Raw genomic sequence first — 24,000 nt, 5'->3', positions numbered from 1 at the left:
CATCTTCCTTGATCAGTTGAAGTTCAGCACGGTGCGATTGTCGATCTTGGACTCGTCCAGGGTGATCCCGAAACCGGGCTCGGTCGGCAACTCGAAGAAGCCGTCGACCGGCGCCGGCGGATCGAGCTCGAAGTGATGCCGGTTGGGCATGATCCGGACCAGGTATTCCGCCATCGGGCAGGCCGCCGGCGACTGGCTGGCGATCACGTGCAGGGCGGCGTGCAGACCGTGCCCGTGCGGGATCACCGGCACCCCGAACGTCTCGGCCAGGGCACAGATCCGGACCAACTCGGTGACGCCGCCGCACCATTCCGGGTCGGCCTGGACCGCGGCCAGGATCCCGTCGCTCAGGTACGGCAGCACGTCGGCCCGGTCGTACAAGTGCTCGCCGGTGGCCAGCGGCACCGTGGTCGCGGCCCGCAGCTCGGCGAACGCGGGCAGCCGGTTCGGCGGGAACGGCTCCTCCAGCCAGCGCGGCCGCAACTCCTCGACCCGCTGCGCCCAGGCCCGGGCGTGGGTCAGGTCGAAGCCGCCGAGCGCGTCGAACATGATGTCCGGCTCGTCGCCCACGGCCTCCCGGACGGTGCGGGCCAGCGCGACGTTGTTGGCCAGGCCCTCGGCCCCGTCGGCCGGCCCGTCGCCGAAGAACCACTTCTGCCCGGCATAGCCCTCGTCCCGCAGCGCCGTCGCGGTCTGCCGGACGACGTCGAGCTCGAGCGAGGTGCCCAGCGTGCTGGCGTACGCCGGGATGCGAGCCCGCGCCGGCCCGCCCAACAACTGCCACACCGGGGTGTCGAAGACCTTGCCGCGCAGGTCCCACAGGGCGTTGTCGATCGCGCTGATCGCCATCTTCAGCGCGCCGTGCCGGGCGTGCCGGTTGGACCGCTCCAGCCGGTCCCAGATGATCGAGGAGGCCAGCGCGTCCTGGCCGAGCACGACGTCGCGCAGCTGCTGCAGCAGCGGCCACACCACTTCGTCGTCGATCGGCCCGTAGAACCCGTCCACGCCGGCGTCGGTCCCGATCCGGAGATAGCGCGACTCGGCCGCGCCGGCCCGCGCCGCCGGCACCGAGGTGTAGCGCGGCGGCCGGCGATCGGCGTAGATCGCGGCGGCGTTGACCTGCCGCTGCCGCCCGCCCGGCGGTGGCTCCGGGCTCGGACCGGAGACGAGGTGGATTTCAACGGCGGTGACGAGCAGGCGGCGCACGGGGCTCCTTGTCTCGCCTGCGCGAGCGCTCAGATTCCGAAACGTGGCTGAGCGATTGCGCGAAGCGGAAATCGAGCGGATACTTCGTTCTCGTCGGGGGTGGGCAGCCGAGCTGGATCGACGCCACTCGGCCTCCGGCGACCCGACACCTGGATTCTTGTCGTCAGGGGGAGGAACGGACCATGCTGCGTCCCGCTAGCCAGGACGAGGACACCGCGGCTGATCATTCGCCGTCATCGCTGTCGCGCGGTCTGGCCCTGCTTGATCTGTTCTCCGAGCACGATGTCGAGCTCAGCATCAGCGAGATGGCTCGGCGCTCGGGGATCCCGAAGTCGACCACCCATCGGCTGGTCGGCGACCTGCAGCGCTGGGGTGCGCTGGAACGCGGGCTGCGCGGGATGCGGCTCGGGGTGCGGCTGTTCGAGCTGGGTCACCTGGTGCCGACGCACGCCAAGCTGCGGGAGCTGAGCATCCCGTACGCCCACAATCTCAACGAGGTCACCCACCTGACCTGCAACTTCGCCGTCCGCGAGGGCACGGAGATCATCTACATCGAGAAGATCTCCACCCCGGCGCTGCGGGTGACGCACTATCGGCCGGGTGGGCGGGCGCCGATGCACGCGACCGGGCTGGGCAAGGCGATCCTGGCGTTCAGCGATCCGACCTTCGTCGACTCGGTGCTGGCCGGCCCGCTGGAGGCCCGGACCCGGAAGACGATCACCCGGCCGGAGGTGCTCCGCCGCGAACTGGCGACGATCCGCGAGTCCAAGGTCGCCTTCGACAACGAGGAGTCCCGGCCCGGCCTGTTCTGCGTCGCGGCGCCGGTGTTCGCCCGCCGCCGTACCGTCGTCGGCGCCATCTCGGTCACCGGTGCCACCGCCCTGGCCCAGGCCCAGCACTTCGCCCCGGCCGTCCGGACCACCGCGATGGCCATCTCCCGCGCCCTCGACCACCCCCGCCCCCGCCGCTGAAGCCGAGTTGTCAGAACTGAGTTGTGCCATAGGGCTCCTCAGTTCTGACAAGTCGGCATTCAGTGGGTTTGGGACCAGCGGGCGCGCCAGGCGAGACGGTGCCGGGTCGGCGGCCAGGGCTTGGCGCGGAGTTCGGGCGGGAGCAGCGGGTCGTCGCGCATCGCCCGTTCGAGCGCGTCGGCGAGTCGGATCCGGCGCACCGCGACCGGCCAGGTGAGGTCGTCGGCCTCGACGGCCCGGGCCACGTCGTCGTAGCGGCGGATGATCGCCGCGGCCGGCCAGAGTTGCTCCCCGATGTCCCGGGGGTCGTCGAGGCCGCGCAGGTCGAGGGAGCGGGCCTCCGCCGTGACCAGGTGGGCCCGGGCCGACTCGTCGAGCAGGCCGGTCAGATCGTGCGGGCTGAGATACAGGCCGGTGGAGATCTTCGCGGCGCCGGCGGCGAGCAGATCACGGCGCAGGCCGTCGCGGAGGGCGCGGAGTCGCTCCGGAGCGCTGATCGCGATCAGTCGCCAGGCCCCGTCCCAGCGGACCTCGCCGTCGTCCTGAGCGGCGGCCAGATTGAGCGCGAGCTGATCGCGATCCAGCCTGATGCGGCCGGAGCGGGTGAGGGTGAGGGAGCCGGTACGGCCGCGGCCGTGCTGTTCGAGTTCGCCGGCGGTGATCATCCGCCGGATGGCCAGCCGGAGCGGCTGATCGGCGATGCCCACGGCGTTTGCCGCGTCGTACACCGAACGTAGGCCGGTCTCGCCCCGCAGCGGTACGAGGGTCTCGATCACGGTGCGTGGGGCGATCTGGGTGCTCATGCGGTCTCCTCCCTGACGGCTTCCTTGATTCTATCGTTTAGTCTACGAACGTGCACAGAACGAGAGTAAATCGGCCGGTGAAGGTGACGGTGGTGGCCATCGCCCTGTTGATCATCACGGGTACGGCCGTCGTGATCTTCGGCAACACGTACCGCTACGCGCAGCGTGAGGTCTCCATCCCGGTGGGCGCCGGACAGCTCAGCGGGGTGCTGATCACGCCGCGGGACGGCCGGCCCCGGGGGCTGGTCGTGATGGTGCACGGCGATGCCGCGGTCGAGGCGACGATGGACGGGCTGTACGGGCCGTGGTTCGAGGGCGCGGCGGATTCCGGCTGGGCCACGCTGTCCTGGAGCAAGCCCGGTGTGGGCGGGTCGGACGGGGACTGGCTGCGGCAGTCGATGGCGGATCGGGCCGCCGAGGTGTCGGCCGTCCTCGACTGGGCCCGCTCCCGACCGGAACTCCCGACCGGCCGGGTCGTGCTGTGGGGTGCCAGCCAGGCCGGCTGGGTGCTGCCGAAGGTCGTCGCCGCCCGGAGTGATCTTGACGGCGTGGTCGCGGTCGGTACGGCGATCAACTGGCTGCGGCAGGGTCGCTATCACCTCGAGGCGGGGCTCGCGGATGACGACGCCGGCCCGGCCGAGCGGGCGGCGGCGATCACTGACAGCGAGCGCACCGTCGCCCTGCTGGAACGGGGCGCCTCCCACGAGGAGTATCGGGCGGCGACCGCGGATCCCGACCCGATGCCGCCGGCCCGCTGGGGCTTCGTCGGCCGCAACTTCCGGTCCGACGCCACCGCGGACCTGAGCGCCGCGGCGAAGCGCGGGATCCCGTGGTCGCTGATGATCGGCGATCACGACCGCAACGTCGACGTCGCCGAGACCGAGCGGGTCTATCGCACGATCCTCGGGTCACAAGTGACGCCGCGGCGATTCGCTGCCGCCCACTCGATGGCGCGACCGGTGATGGAGGATTCGGCGCCGGTCGGGTTCGCCACCGGCGTGGTCTGGCCGCGGGCGCTGCTCGCTCCGCAGGTGATCGAGCACTACCGGGCCACCTTGGACGCTCTGCCCTGATCTAGGAGGGCGCTGAACAACGCTGACCACAGCGAGCGGCGCCCAGGCACGCACCGGGCTGCGTTGTCGTCGTCGCGGGTAGAACACCGCTACCCGACTCCTTCTCCGCCTTGCCCGGCACGCACCTGGACACCGCTCGCTACGGCCAGCGTTGTTCAGCACCCTCCTGGGCTTCAGCGGGGGGTGAAGGTGCGGGATTCGGGGTCGAAGCGGGCGGCGGGGGTTTCGAAGACCTGGGCGATGGCGCCGTTGGCGATCAGTTCCGTGGGGGTGCCGGCGCGGACCGTGCCGTCGTCGATCAGCCAGGCCTGACCGGCGGTACGCAGCGCCAGCTCGACCTCGTGGGTGGAGACGACGACGATCAGGCCCTGCTCGGCGGCCAATTCGTGCAGCAAGATCATCAGCTCCACCCGGGCACCGACGTCGAGGAACGAGGTCGGCTCGTCCAAGATCAACAGCTCCGGCTCGGTGATCAGCGCACGGGCCAGCAGCACCCGTTGTTGCTGGCCGTCGGACAGCTCGGCGAACCGGCGATGGGCCCAGGTCTGCGCCTGCAGCCGGGCCAGCACCCGGTCGACGATGGTCCGCTCCCGGCCGGTCAGCCAGCCGGTCAGCCGGGAATGCGGATAGCGGCCGAGCTGGGCCACCTCGCGGGCGGTCAGCAGCCCGGCGTCGATCCGGTCGGTGAGCACGACGGCGACCCGGCGAGCCCGGACCGGCGGCGGCATCCGTTCGATCGGCAGGCCGTCGAGGGTCGCGCTGCCGGCCAGCAGCGGCTGCAGCCCGACCACCGAGCGGAGCAGGGTCGATTTCCCGGCGCCGTTCGGCCCGAGCAGCGCGGTGACCGTACCGGAGCGGGCGGCGACCTCGATCCCGGCGGCCACGACGGCCGGACCGCCCGGTCGGCCGGGAAGCCGAGGGCCGATCCGGTCCAGCACGCCGTGCCGCCGGTAGCCGACGGCCACGCCGCTCAGCCGCAGCTCCCGATCAATCCGTCCCGGGTCGTCCATCAGACCGCTCCCGCCGACAACCGCCGGGACCGGAGCAGCACGACCAGCACGACCGGCACGCCGACCAGGGCCGAGACGACGTTGACCGGCAGCACCAGGTCGCCCGGCGGCAGCTGGGTGATCATGGAACAGGCCACCGAGATGATCACGCCGATCAGCAGTGACGCCGGCAGCAGCACCCGGTGATCAGAGGTGCCGATCACCAGCCGGGCGAGATGCGGCACCGCGATGCCGAGGAAGGCGATCGGTCCGCAGTAGGCGGTCACGGTGCCCGCGATGACCGCGGTTGCGGTGATCGCGAGGTAGCGGACGAGCCGGACCCGGACCCCCATCGTCCGGGCGTACCGCTCGCCGAGCAGCATCGCGTTCAGGCTCTGGCTGAGCAGCAGGATGATCACGCCGGCGGCGGCGATGATGATCACCATCAGGATCATGTCGTCCCGGGGCACGCCGCTGAACGAGCCGAGCCCCCAGGTGATGAACTGCTGCAGCCGGGCCGGCTCGGCGAACGCCAGCAGCAGCGAGGTCACCGCCCCCACCGCCGACGAGACCATCACGCCGATGATCAACAGCGAGACGACCGAGGAGATCCAGCGGCCGAAGAGCAAGATCAGCAACAGTACGGCCAGGGCCCCGATCGCGGCCGCCACCACCACGCCGAGCCGTCCGGTGCCGGTGATCGCGACGAACCCGGCGCCGAGCGTGCCGCCGCCGAGGGTGACCAGGGCGACCCCGAGGCTGGCGCCGGAGGAGATGCCGAGGACGTATGGATCGGCCAGCGGGTTCGCGAACAGGGTCTGCATCACCAACCCGGCCAGCGCCAACCCGGCCCCGGCCGCCGCCGCCGTGCCGACGCGCGGCATCCGGACCCGGTCCAACAACGTGGTCCACCCCGGATCCCCGGCATCACCGCTGAACAGGAATCGGATCACCGCCGGCACCGGAATGTTCGCCGTCCCCACCGCCGCCGCCACCGCCACGACGAGCACAGCCACCACCGCCAACCCGACCACCACCACCCACACCCCCCAAACCCGCCGACCCGTCACTAACGCACCGGTTTTTGCGGCGTGTCCGTGCACAAGTGACGTCTCGGGGTTACGGGTGGGCTCGGTCATGTCGGTCTCGGGTCGGGAGTCGGGGCCGGGAGGCCGGGCCTGGCCGGGTCTGGCGTGGTGGGTCGGGTCGGCAGAGTGGGCCGGGTCGGGAGCTGAGGCCGGGTGGCGCCGGCAGGACGAGTGGGGCCCGAATCGGGGGCGCGCTTCAGTCCACCGGTCCAGCGCCGAGCGTGACAGTTCCCGTCCGGACGGCCGGATTCGGCCCGGGCTTCGTCCAACTCGACCTGCCGCTCTCCGCTATCAAGTGCCGGGAGCCGCGATCGGGAGCCGATCCTGACCCCCGCCAAGTCATGCCGAGACGTCACTTGTGCACCGACACGCCGCAAAAACCGGTGCACTAGTGGCGGGTCGGCGGTCATGGGAGGCGTTGGTAGAAGGTGAAGGGGTGGTCGGGGAGGAGGTCGGGGTGGGTGATGGCGACCAGGTCGGCCAGGGTGAGGTCGGGGCGGAGGACGCCGAGCTCGAAGTAGTTGTTGCCGCCGGCTTCGTTCAGCTGCTTGCTCGGTGACCAGACCTGACCGGACTTGTAGGCGGCGAACTCGGCCAGCCGCGGCTCATCCGTGGTCGCCTCCTTCAGGGTCCGCCAGTTCGCGGTGTTGATCCAGATCGGCGCCTTGGCGGACTTGCCCAGCACCGCCTCCAGATCGGTGTTGATCGACCCGGTGGTCGGGTCGTCCTGCCACGGCCACCGGCCGCCGGCGTCCTTGATCAACTTCCCGGCGAAGCTGCCGCCGCCGGGGATCGACCAGACCCCCTGGTACGGCTGGCTGAGCAACAGATCGACCGGCTCGGCGTCGGCGACCAGTTGGCTGGTCTTGCGGTAGTCGTCGCGGATCTGGCCGAACACCTCGGCCGCCTTCGCCTCGGTCCCGGTCAGCGCGGCGAAGAACTTGATCCACTCGGCCCGGCCGAGCGGGTCGTTCTCCAGGAATTCGGCACCGGCCAGCACGCCGATGCCGGCGTCGCGCACGGTCGCGAAGGCGGGGGAGTCGAGCCCGTCGGTGATCACGACGTCGGGCTTGCCCGCGACGATCGCCTCGGCGTCGGGGGTGCCGGCGGCCGCGTATTCGATCACCTCGCCGCTGTCGGCGCGTTCCTTGGCGGCGGCGGAGGAGATGTACGCCTTGGCCGCGACACCGGTCAGCACGTCCAGTCGGCCGAGCGCCTCGAGCGACGGCAAATGTGTCGTCGACCCGGAGAACAGGCTGCGCACCGGCGTGGTGATCACCGGCGCGTCGGCGATCGCGCCGGTCAGCTCGGGCTTCGGTGCCCCACAGCGCAGGAAAACATAGCTTTCCGGCTTGCCGCCGATCACCGGCTGCTGCACCGTGATCACCTGATACGAGCCGTGGTAGTCGATCTTCAGATTCTTCGCGAACTCCAACTGCTGCTTGTCCGGGAAGTAGTCCGCGGCCGGGTCGAACGACTCGACGCAGCCGTCCGCGCCGACGCCGGGCGAGGCCGGGGCCGTGGTCGGCGGAGCCGGGGCGGCGCAACCGGCCACGCCGACCAGGGCGGTGATCAAGCCGGTGATCAACAGGGCGAGCAGCCGCCCGCGGATGCGGTGTGTCCTCACAGTGCCAGGCCTTCCGGACCTCGGCCGCGCGCGGCCGGATGGTGAATCCGACGGGCCGTCCCTCGCGGCGCCGGACGCCCGGATCGGCGACCCGGGCACCAGCGGCAGGTTTTCGGACTCGTGGATCCGGATCTCCTCGATCCGCCGGCGACCACCGCTTCCCAGACACCGCTCGATCGCTCGAGCCGGGCCCAGTGCGTCAGGTGCGGCCGCCGTCACCACTCACCGCTGCGGGGCAGTCCCGGACTCGCACCGGATTCCCTTTCCGCTGGCGCCGGTCAGTTTAACCCGGCGCCGCGTGGTCACGTGCGCCAACAGGGCCCGCTTCGATCAGCTCCGGCAGGTCCGGGGTCAGGAGGGTCGGCTCATGGCTCCGGGGAACGCGCGGCGGGCGGCGCTGATCTCCGCCGCCGGCCGCGGCCGGCCGAGAAGATGATCGCCGAGAAGATGATCAACGCGGCTTGGTCGCCCGGATGATCGCGGCGTGCATCTCGTCGGCCACCGGATGGGTGAACTCGACGCTGGCGTCGGTGAAGCCGGCGGCGGCCAGGCCGGACAGGTATTCCTGGCGGGACAGGGCACCGGCGATGCAGCCGACGTAGCTGCCGCGCTCGGCCCGGTCGGCCGGGCCGAGTTGATCTTCGGCGACGACGTCGCTGATGCCGATCCGGCCGCCGGGCCTGAGCACCCGGAACATCTCCGCGATCACCGCGGGCTTGTCCACCGACAAGTTGATCACGCAGTTGGAGATCACCACGTCGACCGCGGCATCGGGCAGCGGCACCTGCTCGATCGTGCCCCGGACGAACTCGACGTTGCCGACGCCGGCCTGCTCGGCGTTCTGCCGGGCCAGGGCGAGCATGTCGTCGGTCATGTCGACGCCGTACGCGAAGCCCCGCGGGCCGACCCGGCGCGCCGACAGCAACACGTCGATGCCGCCGCCGGAGCCGAGGTCGAGCACCGTCTCGCCCTCGGCCAGCTCGGCCACCGCCGTCGGGTTGCCGCAGCCGAGGCTGGCCTCGACCGCCGCCACCGGCAGCTGATCCCGCTCGGCCACCGCATAGCGGGTGGCGCCGAAGCTCGGGTCGGTCTCGGTCGCGTCGCCGCAACAGCTCCCGCGCTTGCCGCTGGTGACCTGCTGGGCCGCCGCGGCATAGCGCTCGCGCACCTGCTCTCGTACCTGATCCGGGTTGGTCATGATCGTTTCACCGTCCAATACATTGAAGATCATCGATGCGTAACAGTAATCACCATCCATCGATGATTGTCAATACGTTGCTAGACTGGCGGTCATGGTGACCACCACGCAGTGCTGCTCGCCCGTGACCGGGCAGGTGATGACGGCCACGGAGGCCGAGGGCCTGGCCGGCTCGCTCAAGGCGATCGCCGACCCGACCCGGCTCCGGCTGATCTCCCTGCTCGCCGCCCAGCCGGACAGCGAGGCGTGCGTCTGCGATCTCACCGACCCGGTCGGCCTGTCCCAGCCGACGGTCTCGCACCACCTGAAGATCCTGGTCGACGCCGGGATCCTCACCCGCGAGCAGCGCGGCAAGTGGGCCTACTACCGCCTGGTCGACGGCGCGCTGGCCGGGATCGCCCGGCCACTGCTCCCGGCCGGCTGAGCCCGGTGGTTCCGGGCTGAGGCTCGGGCCGCGGTCACCAGCCGCCGCCGCCCCCGCCACCGACGCCGCCACCGGCCCCGCCGCCGAAGCCGCTGCCGCCGCCGGACCCGGCGGTCGAGGCGGTCATCGCCGCACTGGTCGCGCTGGAGAAGGAGTCCAGGCTGCTGGTGAAGCCGCCGGCGCCGTAGAAGGCCGCCACGCCGAGGTACGGCCCCGAATACCAGGTCGGCTCCGGCACATCGTGACCCCGGGCCGCGAGGTCGGCGAAGATCTTGGCCCAGCGCTCGGCGACCCCGAAGACGATCGCGTACGGCAGGTAGCGGGAGAAGAGGTCCTCGCCCTCCTCGAACCGCAACTGGTCCGCCTCGGCGGTCTCCAGATAGAGCCGGAATCCCTTGGCCTGGTCGAGCGCGGCGGTGCCGGTCGCGGTCCGGGCCGGCATCCGGCCGGCGAAGACGAAGCCCGCGATGCCGAGCAGGATCACGCCCAGGCCGACGATGCCCCAGCCGACGGTGATCGCCAGTGCGATGGTCGCGCCGATGCCGACCAGCACGGTCAGGATGGCCGCGCCGTACCACTTGGCCCGGACCGAATCCGGATTGGCGGCGAACCAGCCACGCCGGTCGGTCACCTCGGCCATCAGCTTCGTCGGGACGGCGGCGGTGCGCAGCCCGGTGGCCGCGCCGGACATCCGGGTCGGCGTCCCCCCGGTGAACAGCCCGTCCAGCGCGGCCCGCTCGTACGGGTGCAGGTCGTCGGCGTCGCGGAGCCGTTCCAGCTCCCAGTCCTTGCCGCCCGGCAGCTTCACCTTCGCGGCCGGGTCGGCCGGCACCTCGGTGATCCGCAGATAGCCGCGGACGGCGAGGTCGATCACGGTCGCCGTGACATCGCGCGGCTGGGCCCGTTCGTCGAGCAGCGCTCCGATCTCGCCCGGCCGGGCGTCGTCCGGCGGCGTGAACCGGACCGCGACCGGACCGCCGGAGCCGCCGCGGACCGTCGCCCCCTCGCCCTCGGTCGGCGCCAGCCCCGGAGTGAGCCCGGCGTAGCGCTCATCCCGGCCGCGACGGCGCGCCAGCGTGAGCAGCCCACCGGTGCCGAGCACGACGACGGCGGCACCGATGCCGACGGTCACCGGGTTGGCGCTGAACGTGTTGCCCAGGTTGCGGCGCTGGGTCAGGATCGGCTCGGCGCCGACGAAGCTGCCGCCCGGCCAGCCGGCGACGATCGTCATCGCGTCGCCCTCGGCGACCTCGGCGGCGGTGAAGGTCGCCCCACGGCCCGACGGGTTGGCCGGGCACTGCTGCTCGGAGCCGGGGTCGCCGAAGACACAGCTGCTCCGGTCGAGATCGGCCGGCCCGTTGACGGCGATCGTGATGTTGCGCAGCGGCACGTCCCAGTTGCTGATCACGTTCCAGTTCAGCTCGTCCAGGCCCGACCCGGTGGCGCGCGGGTTGATCAGGCCGCGGATCGTGTAGTCGACCCGGTACGTCTGCAGCCCGCTGACCTCTTTGTTCTCGTCGCCGATCTTGACCGCCAGCAACCCGTTGTCGGTCTCGGTGTCGACCTTGGTCGGAGCGCCGGTCGGGCTGGTCACCGCGCCGATCTCGATCGGGAAGCTGCGCCAGTGCTCCGAGTCGCCCGGGATCGCCTGCCGCGAAGGCAGGATCAGGTACGGCCCGTGGCCCTCCTCGTTGCCGAAGTCGAAGTCGAACTCGAGGTTGATCTTGGCCGTGCCGTCGGCGGCGAGGTCGACGTTCATCGCGTACCGGGTGATCGCCCAGTTGTCCCCCTCGGCCCGCGCCGGCAGCGCGAGCAGCAACAGGCCGGAGAGCGTCGCCACGAGGACGGCGACGGCACGGACGAGGGTTCCGGGTGCTCGTTTCACCCTGCCCACGATAGTGCGGCCCGCGCTCATCGGCGGTCATGACAGTTGTCATGGGGAGTTGCTGACAATGCTGCTGGGTCGGTCGACGGCGGCGGGAGCACACTGAACTACGTGAACCTTGATCTTGAGCAACAGCCGGCGCGAACTCCCACGTCGTCGGGCGGCGCGCTGGCGTTGACCGGCGTCCGGAAGACCTTCGGCCAGGTGCAGGCGGTCCGCGGGGTCGACCTGCGGATCGAGCCCGGCGAGATCGTGGCCGTGCTCGGCCCGAACGGCGCCGGCAAGTCGACCCTGAACGAAATGATCTTGGGTCTGGTCCCGCCCACGGCGGGCTCGGTCCAGGTCTTCGGCGTCGATCCGACCCAGGCTGTGCAGCAGGGGCGGGTCGGCGCGATGCTGCAGGCCGGCGCCCTGCTCTCCGACTGTACGGTGCGCCAGTTGCTGGGGCTGATGCACGGGCTGTTTCCGGATCCGTTGCCGCTGGGTGAGGTGATCGAACGGGCCGAGTTGTCGGAATTCCTGAAGACCAAGACCGACCGGCTGTCCGGCGGCCAGGCGCAGCGGGTCCGCTACGCCCTCGCGCTGCTGCCCGATCCGGATCTGATGATCTTGGACGAACCGACGGTGGCGATGGACGTCGAGCTGCGGCGCCGGTTCTGGACTTCGATGCACGACTTCGCCTCCACCGGCCGGACCGTGCTCTTCGCCACCCACTACCTGGAGGAGGCCGATCAGTCCGCGGACCGGATCGTGGTGCTGTCCGCCGGGTCCGTGGTCGCGGACGGCTCCGGCGATGTGATCAAGGCCAAGGTCAGCGGCAAGATCATCAGCGTCGCGGCCGACGACTCGCTCGACGTTCGGCTGATCCGCGATCTGCCGGGCGTGCTCCAGGTGACCTCGCTCGGTGCCCGGCTCGCCATCCACTGCGACGATTCCGACCTCGCGCTCCGGGCCCTGCTGGACCGGGTGCCGCAGGTCCGGGAGATCGAGATCACCTCGGCCACCCTCGAAGAGGCGTTTCTGGCCCTCACCAAGGAAGGGGCAGCATGACCGCCGCCACTCTGCCGGTCACGGCCGGCTCGAACGACCGCCGGCGCCGGTTCCTGCCGGTGCTGCACTACACCGTGCACAGCACGTTCCTGACCGCCAAGAATGTCGGCTTCGTGGTCTTCTCGTTCAGCCTGCCGGTGATCATGTACGTGCTCTTCTCGCAGATGTTCGGCTCGGCGCAGGCGCCGAGCGGAGTCAACTACTCGGCGCTGATCATGGTCTCGATGGGCAGCTACGGCGCCCTCGGTGCGGCGATGAGCGGCGGCGCCTATCTGGCGGTGGAGCGGAAGTCGGGGTGGTTCCGCCAGCTCGGCCTGACCGCGCTGCCGCCCCGTTCGTTCCTCTGGGCCAAGTCGGCGGTGATCATGATCCTGGTGCTGCCGTCGATCCTGCTGGTGTTCGCGGCCGGCTTCCTGATCGGCGGCGTTCGGGCCCCGATCGGTGACTGGCTGGCCTCGGTCGGGCTGATCTGGCTCGGGCTGATCCCGGTCGCCGTGCTCGGCATCGTGGTCGGCGTCTGGGTCAAGACCGAGGCGGTCGGCGGTGTCACCACCATGCTGTTGCTGGTGCTGGCCATGCTCGGCGGTCTGTGGATGCCGATCGAGATGATGCCGTCCGCGCTGCAGGCGATCGCACCGGCGCTGCCGTCCTACTGGGTCGGTGCTCTCGGCCGCTATCCGTTCCTGCCCGCCGGCACACCGTTCCCCTGGGTCGGGCTCGCGGTCCTCGCCGGCTGGGCCGTGGTCATGACCGTCGCGGGCGGGCTGGGCTATCGTCGGGCTGTCGCGACCAGCAAGCGGTGAGGCTCGGCTCGAGCGAGAACCACCAGCGCACGGGGGTGGGCTGCGGGTGACCGGGGACAGCGAGTCGATACAAGGACGTGCGATGGCCAGGAACAGTTTCTTCAGGGCGATGGCTGGGTCGCAGTCGTTCGGCGCCGGGGAAGATCCCAATGCCGCCCCGGGGGCCCGACGGGACTGCGAGCCGGCCCGCCGGTGGACGCTGCGCCGGGCCTGGCAGAACGGCCTCTGGATGTATCTGCTCGGGCTGACCTTCCTGCTCGTCCCGGTGATCACGATGGTGCAGCAGAACGATCCGAACCTGTTCTGGATGTCACTCCTGCTCGGTGGCCTGGCGCTGCTCTATCTGTTGACGCCCTGGGTCCTCGATCTGCCGATCTGGTTGCGGGTGATCTTCCTGGTGGTCTTCGTGATCGTGCTGCTGGTGATGATCCCGTTCATGGAGTATCGGCTGGTCTACTACGGGATCTACGTCACCATCCTGCTCGCCACCCTGATGCCGTGGCGGATCTCCCGGGCCACGATCCCGTTCGTCGTGGTGCTGATCGTGGGCACCGGTGCGTTGTTCCAGGACATGGCGGCGGTGATCATCGGAGCGACCGCGATGGTGATCGGGTTCTCGATCGCGCTCGGGATCGAGAACTCGCGGATCGAGCGGCGGCTGATGCTGGCCGAGCAGCGGGTCGCCGGCCTCGCCGTGGTCGCCGAACGGGAACGGATCAGTCGCGATCTGCACGACATCCTCGGCCACTCGCTGACCGCGATCTCGATCAAGGCGGGTCTGGCCCGGCGGCTGCTGACCGCCGACCCGGCGGCGGTCGGGCCGCAGATCGCCGAGGTCGAGCAGCTGGCCCGGCAGGTGCTGACCGACCTGCGCAGCACGGTGTCGGGGATCCGCGAGGTCCGGCTGGCGACCGAGCTGGCCAGCTCCCGGTCGGTGCTGGCCGCGGCCGGGATCAAGCCCGAGCTGCCGATCGCCGTGCCGCTGCTGCCGGACCCGATCAGCGAGCTGTTCGGCTATGTCGTCCGCGAGGCGGTGACCAACGTGGTCCGGCACAGCGAGGCGAGCCGGTGCGTGATCCTGCTCGACTCGGATCGGATCCGGGTCGTCGACGACGGCATCGGACACCGCAGTGGCCGGCTCGGTTCCGGGCTGACCGGGCTGACCGAACGGGTCCGGGCCGCCGGCGGCCGGCTCACCATCGAGCCCGTCCCCGGTGGCGGTACGACGATCATCGCCGATCTCCGGTCGCCGGACGCCCCGGCCCGGGAGACCACATTGCCGCAGGAGGTCCGTACATGATCAAGGTCTTGGTGGCCGACGACCAAGCGCTGATCCGGCAGGCGTTCACCGCCCTGCTGCGGCTGGAGTCCGACATCGAGGTGACCGGTCAGGCCGCCGACAGTGCCGAGGTGTTGCGCCTGGTCGGGCTCGAACGGCCGGACGTGATCTTGATGGACGTGCAGATGCCCGGACCGGACGGTGCCGGCGAGGACGGCATCACCGCCACGGCGAAGATCACCGCCGAGCATCCCGCGGTCAAGGTGATCATCCTGACCACCTTCGGCCGCCCCGGCTACCTGCGCCGGGCGATGGAGGCCGGTGCGGTCGGCTTCATGATCAAGGACTCGCCGGCCGAGCAACTGGTGGACGGGATCCGGCGGGTGATGCGGGGCCTGCGGATCGTCGACCCGACGCTGGCGGCGGACAGCCTCAGCCTCGGCGCGTCACCGCTCACCGACCGGGAACGGGAGGTGCTGGCGGCGGCGGCCCGGGGTGGATCCACCGCGGCGATCGCGACTTCGGTGCACCTGACGGAGGGAACCGTACGCAATCATCTGTCCGCCGTGATGGGCAAGCTCGGCGCCGGCACCCGCGCCGAAGCGGTCCGGATCGCCACCGAGTCGGGGTGGCTGGACTGAGCCGGATCCCGCTAATCTGTGGCCGCGGGTGAGCCGACTCACCCGGTCTGTCGGATTCGTGGGCGCGCGAGGTCTGCTGGCAGTGCGCGCCGGAGATGCGGCGCAGCCGCAGGGGGTTTGACCGTGCACGGCACCAGCCGGGTGGCGATCGTGGCCGCCCTCCTCGCCGCTGTCGCGCTGACCGCGTGCGGCACGACGGTCCGGGTCAACGGAGCTCAGGTGGACAGCAAGGTGCCGTTCCTGACCATGCTCGAGTCGGCCTGGCTGAACACGTCGGCGACCGACAAGTACTCCCAGCGGGCCGCGGAGACACACTGCTGGCTGCTCCGCGAGCCCGACTCCGGGACGCTGCAGCCGAAGGCGCTGTGCGGCCCGATCCGGCACCTTCGCGACGACGGCAAGCCGGGCGTCTTCGACGAGGTCGAGTTCACCCCGCAGCTGGTCGGCGACCAGGAGGTCACCGTCGATCCGGACTCGATCGAGCTGGGCGCCACCGGGGTCGAGCCACCGGCCGACCTCGAGCTCTACCGCCCGGACGGCGCGAAGCCGGTCGCCGCCGATCAGGTGCCGCAGCCGGCGGCGCCGAAGGCCGAGCCGGGGGTCGTCGCGCGCGGTGACGACGGGCAGATCGCGATGGCCGGATCGCCCAAGGCCGGGACGATCCTGGCGCCGGGCCACAAGGTCTCGGTGACCCGGTTCGGGCCGGTGGATCGGCTGTACGCCGAGGGTGAGATCCCGTTCTACGGGCCGGCGGACAACGAGGAGTTCCGGGCCCTGACGATCACCATCGAGCCGCAGGAGTTCAGCGACCGGTACACCGACACCTCGGCCACGTACTCGATCCGATCGGAAGGCCGGACCACCGACCTGAAGACGTTCTTCGAGATCGACGGCGGCTGGGGGAACCAGAAGGCCGACACGAAGACGATCATCGTCTCGGTGCCGAAGGGCAAGGATGCCGAGCTGGTGGTCGGCGTCGGCGGTCTCGATCAGACGATCTCGGTCCGCACCGGCGAGCGCACCTCCACGATCGCGGCGGCCAACTACCGGGACAAGACCGAGTTCGGCATCAACAAGCAGTTCGCCACCCAGACCGTCAAGGAGGGGACCTTCCGGTTCCAGCACGGCGTGACCTTCACCAAGGCGGCGCTGACCGCGTTCGACGGCGACAAGGGTTGGGCGCCGGCGGGCCAGATGTGGCTCAAGCTCTACTGGGACAACCGGACGTCGCAGAAGACCGGCGACCATGGCTTCATGTACGAGGACCCGACGTTCGATCTGGCCAAGACGCTGCAGATCACCGACGCCGACGGCAAGCCGGCCAAGATCATTTCGGGCGTGCCGGTGTCGGAGAACTACTCCAACGAGCCGTCGGTGCTGGTGCAGCTTCCGGAGACGGCGAAGGGGATCAAGGTGAGCTACGCGCCGCAGGGCACCTTCGCGGCCGACGAGTACGGCGCGCAGGACAAGAGTGTCGATCCGAAAAGTGGATCGTTCGCGTTCGAGCCGCTGACCTTCGAGGTGACGTTCTCGTGACCGGCCGCAAGCAGCTCAAGATCAAGTCCGGGCCGTCGCGGGCGGCGGCACTGGCGTTGGCCGTGCTCGCGATCTTCACCCTGACGGCGTGCGGCACGACGGTGCGGGTCAACGGGACCGAGGTGGACAACAAGGTGCCGTTCCTCGCCACCCTGGAACAGGCCTGGCGGGCCGACATCGCCGATGACCAGCACCTGCGGACCGCCGACCAGACCGGGTGCTGGCTGCTCCGAGCGCCCGACTCGGGCGAGTTGCAGCCGCGCGCGTTGTGCGGGCCGGTCCGGCACCTCCGCGACCTCGGGAAGCCGGGGGTCTTCGACGCGCTCGACTTCGAGCCGCGGCCGGGGGACCAGGGCGAGGTCGTCCTCGATCCGGACACGATCAGCCGGAACGAGACCGGTGTCGAGCCGCCGCCGGGCCTGGAGCTCTACCGCCCCGACGGCCTGAAGCCGGTCGCCGCCGATCAGGTCCCGGCGCCGCCGATCCCGAAGGCCGATCCGGGCCGGGTCGACGCCGGCGCCTCGTTCCAGGTCGAGAACGGGACCAAGCCCGAGAAAGGGGTGATCATCGCCCCGGGATTCCGGCTGACCGTCGACGAGGTCGGCACCATGGCGAGGTTCCCGAGCACGGGCGACGATGCGTTCTACGAGCCGGCGGACGGCGAGGAGGTGCGGGCGATCCGGCTGACCCGGCAGCCCGACCCCGACTTCGAGGCCGGTTCGGCCGACGTCTCGACCAGCTACGCGCTGCGCACGGAGACCGGGACCACGGAGCTGGATCCCGTGCTGGACAAGGTCTGGATCCTGAGCGGCAACGGGCCGATGACGATCATGGCCTCGGTGCCGAAGGGCGCCGATCCGAATCTGGTGATCAAGGTCGGGGGCCTGGAGCAGACGCTCTCCCTGCGCACCGGGGAGCGGACCTCGGACACGGCGCCGGCGGCCTACCGGGAGAAGACCTCGTTCCCGGTGGCCGGGAAGTATGCGGGCCGACACACCCAGGGCGATCTCGACGTCGCGCACGAGATCACCTTCACCGACGCCTCGGTGGCCGCCTTCGACGAGAACCGCGGCTGGGCGCCGGCGGGCAAGATGTGGTTCTACCTCGGCTGGGAGGGTCGGCGTCAGCACGACGGCTCGGGTCGCTACCTGCTCAGCTACGATGTCGGTCGATCGTTCGGGCTCAAGGACTCCGCGGGAGGGCAGATCGCAATCAGCGAAGGGAACCCGTTGGACCGGAGTTCCTACAACGACGGACTGATCGTCGCGCTGGCCCCGGCCGAGACCAAGTCGGTCACGATCAACTACTCCCCGCGGGGAACATTCAAGCCCGGCGGTGCCTACGAGCTGTCGCCGCGGTCGGGCTCGTTCGCGTTCCCGGCCAAGTCCTTCGTGATCAACTTCTCCTGAGGGGGCGACGTCAGATGGGTCGAGTGATCGTTTTCGGTTCGCTGAGCCAGGATCTGCACCTGGCCATGCCGCGCCATCCGGGGCCGGGCGAGACGGTGATGTCCGGCGACATCGAATACCGGTTCGGTGGCAAGGGCGCCAACCAGGCCGTCGCGGCGGCCGGAGCCGGGGCCGCGGCGATGTTCATCGGCCGGGTCGGCGACGACCCGCACGGCCAGGAGTACGTGCGGCGACTGGGTCGCTACGGCGTCGACACCAGCCGGCTGTCGGTCGATCCGGCGGCGCCGACCGGGACGGCGATCATCTACCTCGATCAACAGGGCGAGAACATGATCGTCGTCGCCCCCGGAGCCAACGCCCGGGTCGACCACGGTGATCTTGACCGGCTGGACGACTGCGGGCCGGGTGACGTGCTGATGGTGCAGCTCGAGTTGGACCTCGAGGTCGTCGCCGAGGCGGTGCGCAAGGCGAGCCGGCAGGGTGCTCGGGTGATCATCAACCTCGCCCCGTACGCGGAGCTGCCGGCCGACGTGCTCGACCTCGCCGATCCGGTGATCGCCAACGAGCACGAGGCGCGGCTGCTGGCCGAGTCGGGCCGCTCGCCGCGGTCGCTGTTGATCACGCTCGGCACCGAGGGGTCGCGCTGGAGTGAGCTCAGCGTGCCGACCGCTCGGGTCGAAGTGGTGGACACCACCGGCGCCGGCGACGCCTACTGCGGCACGCTGGCGGCCCGGCTCTGTCTCGGCGACGAGCCGGCCGAGGCGATGCGGGTGGCCAGCGACGCGGCGAGCCGCAACGTCACCCACCCCGGTGCCCAGCCGCCCCTGCCCTGACGGTCGGCTGCCCTGAACAGCGGGTTGCCCCGATCGTCGGCCGTGCATGATCATGGAGTGCAAATTGATCACGACGCTCCGGCGGTGACCGGAGCACGAAGGCGGTGGCGACGATGGGCCTGCAATCGCTGGCGGGGAAGCGGGTCCTGGTCACCGGCGGGGCCGGCCTGATCGGTCGGGCCACGGTCGCCCTGCTCAATGATCACGGAGCCCTGGTGACCACGTTGTCGATCAACGAGGAGCCGGAGCTGAGCGCCGACCGGGTGCTGGTCGGTGACACCCGGCTCGAGCCCGATGTGGCCGACGCGCTGGACGGGGTCGAGGCCGTGGTGCACCTGGCTGCCCTGCCCCATCCGCGGGCCGGCACCCCGTACCAGGTGCATTCGACCAACGTCGTCTCGACCTTCAACGTGCTCGCCCAGGCCGGCGCGCTCGGCATCCGGCGGGCGGTGATCGCCAGCAGCATCAACGCCTTCGGCATCCCGATGAACTCCCACGACGTCGCCCCGGCCTACTTCCCGATCGACGCCACGATCCCGGCCGACCTCGACGACTGGTATTCGCTGTCCAAGGCCACCGATGAACTGACCGCGGGGATGGCGCAGCGGCGGTGGGGGATCGACGTGGTCGCGTTCCGGTTTCCGCACGTGAACCGGCACGAGGTGCTGACCCGGATGAGCGAGGAGCACCGGCGGGATCCGGGCCGCGGGATGCGCGAAGCCTGGAGCTACCTCGACGTCCGCGACGCCGCCCGGGCGATCCTGCTGGGCCTCACCGTCGAGCTGACCGGGACGCACCGGCTGTTCCTGGCGGCGGACCAGACCTTGGCCTCCTACCCGACCGAAGCGCTGCTCGACGCCTATGCGCCCGGGGTGCCGCGGCTGCGCCGGTTCATCGGCCGCGAGGTCCCGATGGACCTCGGCCCGGTCCGCACCCTGCTCGGCTTCCGCGCCGAGCACGAGCTCGACCTACCCACCCTCCCGCTGCCTGCTGAAGCTGGCCCGTCCGTTCCCTGAGCCCGTCGAAGGGCAGACCTGGTTCACGGTGCGGCGTACCGCTCGACCAGGTCGGCGCCGATCCGCCCTAGTTCCAGCCGTACGGCCTCGGGCTCGAGCACTTCGACCGCCGGCCCGAACCCGGCGAGCTGCTCGGCCACCGACCGCACCGTGTGCGCCGCCACCACCGCCCGGACCGTCCCGCTCGCTGCGCTGCCATCGTCGAGCCGCAGATGCGGGCCGAAATGATCTTGCAGTACGGGCAGTAGCCATTCCTGGACCAGGACGGTGGCGGTGACGGTCGACCGCTGCCGCTCCGAGTGTTCCGCGATCTCCCGCCAGGCCTGCCCGAGATCGAAGTCGGCCGGCCGCTCGGCCGGCTGATCGGTCACCGCGACGCCGCTCATCCGGTCCAGCCGGAAGGTCCGCCGACCGCGCTCGGTGCCGGCGACCAGATACCAGAGGTCACCCTTGGCCACCACGCCCCAGGGATCGACCAGCCGCTCCGCCGGCTCGCCGGTCCGGCCGCGGTAGCCGAACCGGACCTTGCGCCGGCGGACCACCGCGCGCTGCAGCAGCCCGGCCGGTTCCGGCCGGGCGCGCGGGAGCTCGCCCCAGCCGGCCGGATCGACGGTGACCGCGTCGGCGGCCAGTTCGGCGTCGGCGCGAAAGGTCGCGGGCAGGGCCCGGACCAGCTTCCGCAGCGTCGATCTGACCTCGGGCCCGAGCGAGGCCGCCGGGCCGAGCAGCAGGAACAGCGCCTGTGCCTCGGACTCGGTCAGGCCGCTGAGATCGGTCCGGGCCCCGCCGACCAGGGACCAGCCGCCGCCCCGGCCCGGCTGCGGATAGACCGGCACCCCGGCGCCGGACAGCGCCTCCAGGTCCCGGCGCGCGGTGGCCACCGAGACCTCCAGCTCCTCGGCCACCTGCGCGGCCGTGACCCGTCCCCGGGACTGGATCAACAGCAGGGTGGCCACCAGACGATCGGCTCGCATGGTTTCAGCTTTCCAAACAAAGTGATCAGTTGGTGAGCACTTTAGCCGACAGGATGGTGATCAAGATCAAGAAACAGCCAGAGAGGAACCATCATGTTTCGCGGATTCGCCACCACCACCTTCTTCGCCGACGACATCGAGGAAGCCGCCCGCTGGTACGCCGAGCTGCTCGGCATCGAGCCCTACTACCGCTTCCCCGAGCCGCCGGAGAAGCCGGCCTACCTCGAGTTCCGGATCGGCGACTCGGAGGACGAGCTCGGCTTCATCGATCGCCGCTACGCCAAGAACCAGGACCGGACTCCCGGCGGTGCCGTCGTCTACTGGCACGTCGATGATCTGGAAGGCACCCTGCAGCGGCTGAAGGAGCACGGCGCCACCGAATACCAGCCGCTGACCGAGCGCGGGTCGGGCTTCAACACCGCTCAGGTGGTCGACCCGTTCGGCAACATCCTCGGCGTGATGAACAACCCGCACTACCTCGAGGTGACGGGCCACCAGTCGTAGCACCGATGGCATTGCGGGGCCCGGGTCGTCCAAGGTAGTGACAGGGCCGATCCGCGGCCCCGAGGTGAGGACGAACGATGATCATCGCGAGCCATTTCATCACCCTGGACGGAGTCTTCGAGTCGCCCGAGCAGTGGCATCCGGCCTTCGTGTCCGACGAGTTGTACGCGGTGTTGCTCGAACAACTGGCCCGCGCCGACGGGCTGTTGTTGGGGCGGCGGTGCTATGACGAGTTCGCCGCCTACTGGCCGCTGCAGGGCGACGAGGTCCCGGTCGCGAATGAGACCAACGCCGCGCACAAGTACGTCGTCTCCAGCCGGCCCGACCTGCCCTGGGGGCCGGCGGAGGTGCTGCCCGACGGCCCGGCCGGCGCCGCCCGCGAACTCGACCGGCGCGGCGCAACCGGCTGGGCCACCGGCGGTGAGCTGACCCGGTCGCTGCTGGCCGCCGGGCTGGTCGACGAGCTGCAGTTCTACCTGGACCCGATCGTGCTGGGCCAGGGCCGGCAGCTGTGGCAGGGCGAGGTCGGCCAGTCGCGGTTCGACCTGGTCGGGCACCGCGCACTGCCGCACGGGGTGCTGCACCTGACGTATCGGGCGTCCGGCGTGGGCGCGTGACCACGCCGCCGGAGGCCGGAGCTGATCGGCGGCGCGCCCTCGAGGACTATCTGGCCGAGCATCGGCCGCGGCTGCAACTGCACTGCTACCGGATGGTCGGGTCGTTGCAGGACGCCGAGGACCTGACCCAGGAGGCAGCCCTGCGGGCCTGGCGGTCGGTCGACCGCTTCGACGGCCGGTCCGGGCTCGGCACCTGGCTGTACCGGATCGCCACCAACGTCTGTCTTGATCATCTTCGGGCCCGGCACCGGGAGCGCCGGCCGTCCGTCCCCGCTGCCGGCTTCGCCGCGGTGCCGCCGCAGGCCGCGGTGCCGTGGCTGCAGCCGTACCCGATCGGTGATCTTGGTCCCGGGAATGCCGGCGCGCCGGCGGCGGCCCCGGGACCGGAGGAGCGGACGGTCGCCCGGGACACGATCCGGCTGGCCTTCGTCGCGGCGATCCAGTATCTGCCGCCCCGGCAGCGGGCAGCACTGCTGCTCCGGGACTGTCTGGGCTGGTCCGTGCGGATGTGTGCCGACACGCTCGAGGTCTCCACGGCGGCGATCAACAGTTCGCTGCAACGGGCCCGGGCCACGCTGCGCCGGGTGCTGGCCCGGGACCCGTACGACTGGCACGATCCCGGCCCGACGACCGCGCTGGTCGACGCCTACGTCACGGCGATCGAAAGCGGCGACAGCGCCGCAATCCGGGCGCTGCTGGCCGCGGAGGTCCGGGTCAGCCACAGCCCGGGCGCCGGCGGCAACCTGACCGCCGCGGTGGTCTGGTACGCCGGAGCGGACACCGTCGTGCGGGCCTGGCAGCCGATCATGACCGCCCCCGACCGCCCGGAAATCACCCTGCGCCCGGTCTCGATCAACGGCATCCTCGGCCTCGCCTCCTGGACCAGAACCGCCCCCGACCAGCCGTACCACCCCTTCGGACTCACCGCCCTCACAGTGGCCAACGGCCAAATCACCGAAGTAGCCACCTTCCCCGCCACCCTCTTCCCCTCCTTCAACCTCCCCCCAACCCCGAGTTGTCAGAACTAGGGGACGCCAGAGCGTGCCCTAGTTCTGACAAGTCGGGGTTACTGGTAGAGGACGGCGGCGATCTTGGGGTCGTCGATGTTGGTCTTGTCGTACCAGTACGAGCCGGTGTCGATCACCTTCTCCACCTGCTGGCCCTCGATCGCCTTCACCGCCGACTCGACCGTGGCGCGGCCGATGCCGATCGGGTCCTGGGTGATCGCGCCGGCCATCACGCCGGTCTTGATCGCGTCGATCTGGGCCTTGCCGGAGTCGAAGCCGACGATGGTGATCTTGCCCGGGGCGAGGTTGAGCTCGCCGACGGCGTTGACGATGCCGATCGCCGAGCCCTCGTTGGTTCCGTAGAGACCCTTGAGGTCCGGGTTGGCGGCGATCAGGGATTTGGCGATGTCGGAGGACTTCAGATGATCACCGTCGCCGTACTGGGTGTCGATGATCTGGATCTCCGGATACTTCTCCTTCATCCGGTTGATGAAGCCGTCCCGCCGCTCGACCGCGGTCGAGTTCACCTGGCTGTGCGCGACGATCGCGATCTTGCCCGTGCCGCCGATCAGCTCGGCCAGGTGATCGGCGGCGATCGCGCCGGCGGCCATGCTGTCGGTCTTGGAGATGTTCAGCGGCACGTCGGAATCGCAGCCGGCGTCGAACTCGACCACCGGAATGCCGGCCTGCTTGGCGGCGTCCATCAGGGGGATGCACGCCTTCGGGTCGAGCGCGGCGAAGCCGATCGCGCCCGGCTTGCGGTCGATCGCGGTCTGAAACATCTGTAGTTGGGCGTCGACCTCGGTCTCCGCGGCCGGGCCGTCAAAGGTCAGTTTGTAGCCCAGCTCGTCCGCCTTCTCCTGCGCGCCCTGCTTCACCGCCTGCCAGAACTGATGCTGGAAGCCCTTGGAGATCAGGGCGATCGACTTCTTGTCACCGCCGCCCTGGTCGCCGCCGCCCTCGGTGACTGTCGAGCCGGTGGTGCAGCCGGTGAGTGCGAGCAGGAAGGCGGCCAGGCCGGCCACCACGGTTCGTTGCAGCTTCATCGATCAACTCCTTTGTCTTCC

The 24,000-nt window shown here is 70.5% G+C and carries 23 protein-coding genes and 1 riboswitch; of the genes, 14 read left to right on the top strand and 9 right to left on the bottom strand.

What is annotated here, in order from left to right:
• Positions 1 to 12: 12 nt before the first annotated feature.
• A complete protein-coding gene (locus FNH24_RS09540; RefSeq protein WP_152361939.1) occupies positions 13 to 1,206 on the bottom strand; it encodes an enolase C-terminal domain-like protein in 1,194 nt (397 codons plus the stop codon).
• Between the two features lie 182 nt (positions 1,207 to 1,388).
• Between FNH24_RS09540 and FNH24_RS09535 the strand changes: the two genes are divergently transcribed.
• The gene (locus FNH24_RS09535; protein ID WP_152361938.1) at positions 1,389 to 2,177 is read left to right on the top strand and encodes an IclR family transcriptional regulator; all 789 of its coding nucleotides are present in this window, start codon (positions 1,389 to 1,391) and stop codon (positions 2,175 to 2,177) included.
• 59 nt (positions 2,178 to 2,236) lie between these two features.
• On the opposite strand, the gene FNH24_RS09530 is transcribed toward FNH24_RS09535, so the two are convergent.
• Positions 2,237 to 2,980, bottom strand: coding sequence for a PaaX family transcriptional regulator (locus FNH24_RS09530; RefSeq protein ID WP_152361937.1), 744 nt, complete (start codon positions 2,978 to 2,980; stop codon positions 2,237 to 2,239).
• 92 nt (positions 2,981 to 3,072) lie between these two features.
• Between FNH24_RS09530 and FNH24_RS09525 the strand changes: the two genes are divergently transcribed.
• Positions 3,073 to 4,053, top strand: a complete 981-nt coding sequence (locus FNH24_RS09525) for an alpha/beta hydrolase family protein (protein WP_217428125.1) — start codon at positions 3,073 to 3,075, stop codon at positions 4,051 to 4,053.
• Positions 4,054 to 4,226: 173 nt separating this feature from the next.
• Here FNH24_RS09525 and FNH24_RS09520 read toward each other — a convergent pair whose 3' ends face one another.
• The 4 genes from FNH24_RS09520 to arsM form a co-directional block, all read right to left on the bottom strand.
• Complete coding sequence (locus FNH24_RS09520) at positions 4,227 to 5,063, bottom strand: ABC transporter ATP-binding protein (protein WP_152361936.1); 837 nt, start codon at positions 5,061 to 5,063, stop codon at positions 4,227 to 4,229.
• The gene (locus FNH24_RS09515; protein WP_217428124.1) at positions 5,063 to 6,079 is read right to left on the bottom strand and encodes a FecCD family ABC transporter permease; all 1,017 of its coding nucleotides are present in this window, start codon (positions 6,077 to 6,079) and stop codon (positions 5,063 to 5,065) included. The genes FNH24_RS09520 and FNH24_RS09515 overlap by 1 nt, the downstream gene beginning before the upstream one ends.
• Positions 6,080 to 6,536: 457 nt before the next feature.
• On the bottom strand, positions 6,537 to 7,757 hold the full coding sequence (locus FNH24_RS09510; protein WP_217428123.1) for an ABC transporter substrate-binding protein: 1,221 nt from the start codon (positions 7,755 to 7,757) through the stop codon (positions 6,537 to 6,539).
• A 106-nt stretch (positions 7,758 to 7,863) separates the two neighbouring features.
• Positions 7,864 to 8,020, bottom strand: a riboswitch (cobalamin riboswitch).
• A 188-nt stretch (positions 8,021 to 8,208) separates the two neighbouring features.
• Positions 8,209 to 8,988, bottom strand: coding sequence for an arsenite methyltransferase (gene arsM / locus FNH24_RS09505; protein ID WP_246186822.1), 780 nt, complete (start codon positions 8,986 to 8,988; stop codon positions 8,209 to 8,211).
• A gap of 61 nt (positions 8,989 to 9,049) precedes the next feature.
• Between arsM and FNH24_RS09500 the strand changes: the two genes are divergently transcribed.
• Entirely contained in the window at positions 9,050 to 9,379 is a 330-nt protein-coding gene (locus FNH24_RS09500; protein WP_152361934.1) for an ArsR/SmtB family transcription factor, read from the top strand.
• Positions 9,380 to 9,413: 34 nt separating this feature from the next.
• Here FNH24_RS09500 and FNH24_RS31930 read toward each other — a convergent pair whose 3' ends face one another.
• On the bottom strand, positions 9,414 to 11,264 hold the full coding sequence (locus tag FNH24_RS31930; RefSeq protein WP_217428122.1) for a DUF2207 domain-containing protein: 1,851 nt from the start codon (positions 11,262 to 11,264) through the stop codon (positions 9,414 to 9,416).
• A 111-nt stretch (positions 11,265 to 11,375) separates the two neighbouring features.
• On the opposite strand from FNH24_RS31930, the gene FNH24_RS09490 reads away from it, so the two are divergent.
• From FNH24_RS09490 to FNH24_RS09455, 8 genes are all read left to right on the top strand, one after another.
• Positions 11,376 to 12,314, top strand: a complete 939-nt coding sequence (locus tag FNH24_RS09490) for an ABC transporter ATP-binding protein (RefSeq protein WP_152361933.1) — start codon at positions 11,376 to 11,378, stop codon at positions 12,312 to 12,314.
• On the top strand, positions 12,311 to 13,117 hold the full coding sequence (locus FNH24_RS09485) for an ABC transporter permease (protein ID WP_152361932.1): 807 nt from the start codon (positions 12,311 to 12,313) through the stop codon (positions 13,115 to 13,117). Before FNH24_RS09490 ends, FNH24_RS09485 begins: the two co-directional genes overlap by 4 nt.
• A gap of 109 nt (positions 13,118 to 13,226) precedes the next feature.
• Positions 13,227 to 14,417, top strand: coding sequence for a sensor histidine kinase (locus FNH24_RS09480; RefSeq protein WP_161606066.1), 1,191 nt, complete (start codon positions 13,227 to 13,229; stop codon positions 14,415 to 14,417).
• Complete coding sequence (locus FNH24_RS09475; protein ID WP_152361930.1) at positions 14,414 to 15,037, top strand: response regulator transcription factor; 624 nt, start codon at positions 14,414 to 14,416, stop codon at positions 15,035 to 15,037. Before FNH24_RS09480 ends, FNH24_RS09475 begins: the two co-directional genes overlap by 4 nt.
• A gap of 123 nt (positions 15,038 to 15,160) precedes the next feature.
• Positions 15,161 to 16,573 (top strand): hypothetical protein, encoded by a 1,413-nt coding sequence (locus FNH24_RS09470; protein WP_152361929.1) that lies wholly within the window; start codon positions 15,161 to 15,163, stop codon positions 16,571 to 16,573.
• Entirely contained in the window at positions 16,570 to 17,982 is a 1,413-nt protein-coding gene (locus FNH24_RS09465) for a hypothetical protein (RefSeq protein ID WP_152361928.1), read from the top strand. The genes FNH24_RS09470 and FNH24_RS09465 overlap by 4 nt, the downstream gene beginning before the upstream one ends.
• Before the next feature lie 23 nt (positions 17,983 to 18,005).
• The gene (locus FNH24_RS09460; protein WP_217428121.1) at positions 18,006 to 18,815 is read left to right on the top strand and encodes a ribokinase; all 810 of its coding nucleotides are present in this window, start codon (positions 18,006 to 18,008) and stop codon (positions 18,813 to 18,815) included.
• A gap of 113 nt (positions 18,816 to 18,928) precedes the next feature.
• Positions 18,929 to 19,831, top strand: coding sequence for an NAD-dependent epimerase/dehydratase family protein (locus tag FNH24_RS09455; protein ID WP_152361926.1), 903 nt, complete (start codon positions 18,929 to 18,931; stop codon positions 19,829 to 19,831).
• A 23-nt stretch (positions 19,832 to 19,854) separates the two neighbouring features.
• Here the strand turns inward: FNH24_RS09455 and FNH24_RS09450 are convergent, their stop codons facing one another.
• On the bottom strand, positions 19,855 to 20,805 hold the full coding sequence (locus FNH24_RS09450; RefSeq protein ID WP_152361925.1) for a helix-turn-helix transcriptional regulator: 951 nt from the start codon (positions 20,803 to 20,805) through the stop codon (positions 19,855 to 19,857).
• Positions 20,806 to 20,898: 93 nt separating this feature from the next.
• Here FNH24_RS09450 and FNH24_RS09445 point away from each other — a divergent pair, with 93 nt between their 5' ends.
• From FNH24_RS09445 to FNH24_RS09435, 3 genes are all read left to right on the top strand, one after another.
• Positions 20,899 to 21,309 carry a VOC family protein gene (locus FNH24_RS09445; RefSeq protein ID WP_152361924.1) on the top strand — a complete coding sequence of 137 codons (411 nt, stop codon included), beginning with the start codon at positions 20,899 to 20,901 and terminating at the stop codon, positions 21,307 to 21,309.
• Between the two features lie 77 nt (positions 21,310 to 21,386).
• Entirely contained in the window at positions 21,387 to 21,926 is a 540-nt protein-coding gene (locus FNH24_RS09440) for a dihydrofolate reductase family protein (protein WP_152361923.1), read from the top strand.
• The gene (locus tag FNH24_RS09435) at positions 21,923 to 22,954 is read left to right on the top strand and encodes an RNA polymerase subunit sigma-70 (RefSeq protein WP_161606065.1); all 1,032 of its coding nucleotides are present in this window, start codon (positions 21,923 to 21,925) and stop codon (positions 22,952 to 22,954) included. The genes FNH24_RS09440 and FNH24_RS09435 overlap by 4 nt, the downstream gene beginning before the upstream one ends.
• A gap of 38 nt (positions 22,955 to 22,992) precedes the next feature.
• On the opposite strand, the gene FNH24_RS09430 is transcribed toward FNH24_RS09435, so the two are convergent.
• Positions 22,993 to 23,979: an ABC transporter substrate-binding protein gene (locus FNH24_RS09430; protein ID WP_152361921.1), complete on the bottom strand. Its 987-nt coding sequence runs from the start codon at positions 23,977 to 23,979 to the stop codon at positions 22,993 to 22,995.
• Between the last annotated feature and the right edge of the window lie 21 nt (positions 23,980 to 24,000).

It is taken from the genome of Microlunatus speluncae, assembly GCF_009299835.1.
In the GTDB taxonomy this organism is placed as follows: Bacteria; Actinomycetota; Actinomycetes; order Propionibacteriales; family Propionibacteriaceae; genus Microlunatus; species Microlunatus speluncae.
Note: the sequence above shows the minus strand (reverse complement) of the source record. Positions and strands in the feature narration are given on the sequence as shown.